This window comes from Mesorhizobium sp. M7A.F.Ca.US.006.04.2.1 (assembly GCF_004022915.1).
GTDB classification, from domain to species: Bacteria; Pseudomonadota; Alphaproteobacteria; order Rhizobiales; family Rhizobiaceae; genus Mesorhizobium; species Mesorhizobium ciceri.
In genome coordinates this window covers 1-2,996 of the sequence record NZ_RZQA01000799.1, presented here as the reverse complement: position 1 = coordinate 2,996, position 2,996 = coordinate 1, and the positions used below count along the sequence as shown (strand labels likewise).

The 2,996-nt window shown below is 64.9% G+C and carries 3 protein-coding genes; all 3 read left to right on the top strand.

What is annotated here, in order from left to right:
• Positions 1 to 980, top strand: a 980-nt coding sequence (locus tag EN925_RS30255) for a tripartite tricarboxylate transporter substrate-binding protein (protein WP_348630370.1), incomplete at its 5' end; no start/stop codon positions are given.
• A 139-nt stretch (positions 981 to 1,119) separates the two neighbouring features.
• Positions 1,120 to 1,656 carry a tripartite tricarboxylate transporter TctB family protein gene (locus EN925_RS30250; RefSeq protein WP_027161342.1) on the top strand — a complete coding sequence of 179 codons (537 nt, stop codon included), beginning with the start codon at positions 1,120 to 1,122 and terminating at the stop codon, positions 1,654 to 1,656.
• A 4-nt stretch (positions 1,657 to 1,660) separates the two neighbouring features.
• A partial coding sequence (locus tag EN925_RS30245; protein ID WP_127370811.1) for a tripartite tricarboxylate transporter permease occupies positions 1,661 to 2,996 on the top strand: 1,336 nt, incomplete at its 3' end.

Genomic DNA, 2,996 nt, shown 5'->3' with positions numbered 1-2,996 from the left:
ATCCCATGCTGGACAGACGCAGATTTTTGATGAGCACCGCAGCCGTGGGTGCCGGGCTGATGACGTCGCATCTTTCTCCCGCTTTGGCCGAAGGCGCGCCCCAGATACAGCTCTTCGTGCCTGCCGCACCGGGTGGTGGCTGGGACCAGACGGCGCGCACGATCGACCAGGTGCTGCGCAGTGAAAAGCTCATCTCGGGTTCGCAGATCACCAATGTCGGCGGCGCCGGCGGGACTGTCGGGCTGCCGCAATTCATCAGCCAGTGGAACGGCAAAGGCAATTCCCTGATGGTTGCCGGCATGGTCATGGTTGGCGCCATCATTGCCAACAAGGCCGCCAACAATCTGACGCAGGTCACCCCGATCGCCCGCCTTACCGGCGAGTTCGAAGCCTTGGTCGTGCCGGCGGAGTCGCCGTTCAAGACGGCCGCTGATTTCGTCGCCGCGCTCAAGGCCGATCCGACAAAGGTTCCTGTCGCCGGCGGCTCCGCAGGCGGTTCCGATCACATCCTGTTCGGCCTGATTGCCAAGACTGTCGGCGTGCCGGCGACAAACCTGTCCTACGTGCCGTTCGCCGGCGGCGGTGAGGCGTTGTCGGCGCTGCTCGGCAACCAGGTCGCGGCCGGCATCTCCGGCTTTGGCGAGTTTTCCGAGCAGGTCAAGGCGGGCGCGCTGCGGCTGCTCGCCATCTCGGCAGACAAGCGCCAGGACGGCATCGATGCGCCGACGCTGAAGGAGGCCGGCATCGATGTCGAACTGTTCAACTGGCGCGGCGTCTTCGCACCGCCGGGTATTTCCGACGCCGACAAGGCAGCGATGATCACCCTGATCGAGACCATGGCCAAGAGCGACGCGTGGGCGACCGAATGCAAGAACCGCAACTGGACGCCGATCCTGCTCACCGGCGACGACTATGCGAAGTTCGTCACCGAGGATTCAGCCCGCATCGAGGCGATCCTGAAGGATCTCGGGCTCGCCTGATCCATCGTCATAGGGGCGGCGCAGGTCGCCCCTTCTCGCATGAAATGCAAGCCGGCATGACCCTGCGGTGGGGAGCAAGCATGCGGCGCCGGGCATTTTCGCCAACCATACTTGGCCAGCTCTCCTGGGGAGGACAATCATGAGCACCAGCGACCAGCAGCCGGCGCCGTCGCGGCTTGCCGTGCCGGAATTGTTGATAGGCATCGGGCTCCTGGCCTGCGCCGGCGCCGTTGCCTGGCAGACGCTGGCGATCCCGGTGTCGCCGCTCTACTCCAAGGTCGGCCCGACCGTCTTTCCCTACCTTACCATGGTTGGCCTGGTGGTACTTTCGCTGTTGCTCATCCTTGCCGCGCTTCGCGGCGGCTGGCAGCCGGAGGAGGAAAAGGAGACGCCGACCGACTGGAAGGCAATGGGCTTCGTCGTTATCGGCCTGATCGCCAATCTGCTGCTCATCCAACCGCTCGGCTTCACGGCGGCATCCGTCATCATGTTCGTGCTCGTCTGCTACGGCTTCGGCAGCAAGCGTACGCTGCGGGACGTCGTGCTCGGCCTTATCCTGGCGCTGGCCGCCTATTTCGGCTTCGCCAGGGCGCTCGGCGTCAACATCGGTGCCGGTTTCATCGAGAACCAGCTGAACACGGTCATCGATGCGTTCATCACCATGTTGAGGGGCTGACGCCATGGAAACGCTCGGACATCTGGCACATGGCTTCTCGGTCGCCTTCACCCCGGTCAACCTTCTGTGGTGCCTGCTCGGCACCACGCTTGGTACCGCCATCGGTGTGCTGCCCGGTCTTGGGCCGGCGCTGACCATCGCGCTGCTTTTGCCGATCACCTATCAGGTGGCGCCGGAGGCATCCTTCATCCTGTTTGCCGGCATCTATTACGGCGCCATGTACGGCGGCTCGACGACGTCGATCCTGCTCAACACGCCCGGCGAAAGCGCCACCATCGTCACCGCGCTGGAAGGCAACAGGATGGCGCGTTCCGGCCGCGGCGGTGCAGCCCTCGCCACCTCGGCGATCGGCTCGTTCGTCGCCGGCACGATCGGCACGATGGGCGTCGCTTTCCTGGCGCCGGTGGTGGTCAAATTCGCGCTGGCCTTCGGCCCGGCCGAATATTTCTCGCTGATGGTGCTGGCCTTCATCACCGTCTCGGCGGTGCTCGGCTCGTCTTCCGTTCGCGGCCTGACCAGCCTGTTCGCAGGCTTCGTCATCGGCATGATCGGCGTCGACCTGCAGACCGGCCAGCCGCGCTTCACCTTCGGCATGACCGAACTGCTCGACGGCGTCGACGTCATCATCGCCGCCGTTGGCCTGTTTGCCGTCGGCGAGACGCTGTACATGGCCTCGCGCCGCTATGCCGGCAAGGACGAGATCGTGCCGCTGAAGGGCTCGCTCTACATGACGGCGGCCGAGTGGGGACGTTCGTGGAAACCCTGGCTGCGCGGCGCCGCGATCGGCTTCCCGATCGGCGCCATGCCGGCGGGCGGCGCCGAAATCCCGACTTTCCTGTCCTATGCCATCGAAAAGAAGCTGTCGAAGCACAAGCAGGAGTTCGGCACGGTCGGCGCCATCGAAGGCGTTGCCGGCCCCGAGGCCGCCAACAATGCGTCCGCAGCCGGCGTGCTGGTGCCGATGCTGACGCTTGGCCTGCCGACCTCGGCGACGGCGGCGATCATGCTGTCGGCGTTCCAGAGCTACGGCATCAATCCCGGACCACTGCTTTTGACGACCCAGGGCGACCTCGTCTGGGGGCTGATCGCCAGCCTGTTCATCGCCAACGTCATCCTGGTCATCCTCAACCTGCCGCTGATCGGGCTGTGGGTGCGGCTGCTGAAAATCCCGGCGCCGCAGCTCTATGCCGGCATCCTGGTGTTCGCCACGGTCGGCACCTATGGCATTTCGCAATCGCCCATCGACCTCGTCATCCTCTATCTGCTGGGGGCCGCCGGTTTCCTGATGCGGCGGTTCGATTTTCCGACCGCGCCTGTCATCATCGGCATGATCCTTGGGC

Coding starts and splice junctions, on each gene's coding strand:
- EN925_RS30250 (WP_027161342.1), top strand. CDS start 1,120: ATGAGCACCAGCGACCAGCAGCCGGCGCCGTCGCGGCTTGCCGTGCCG.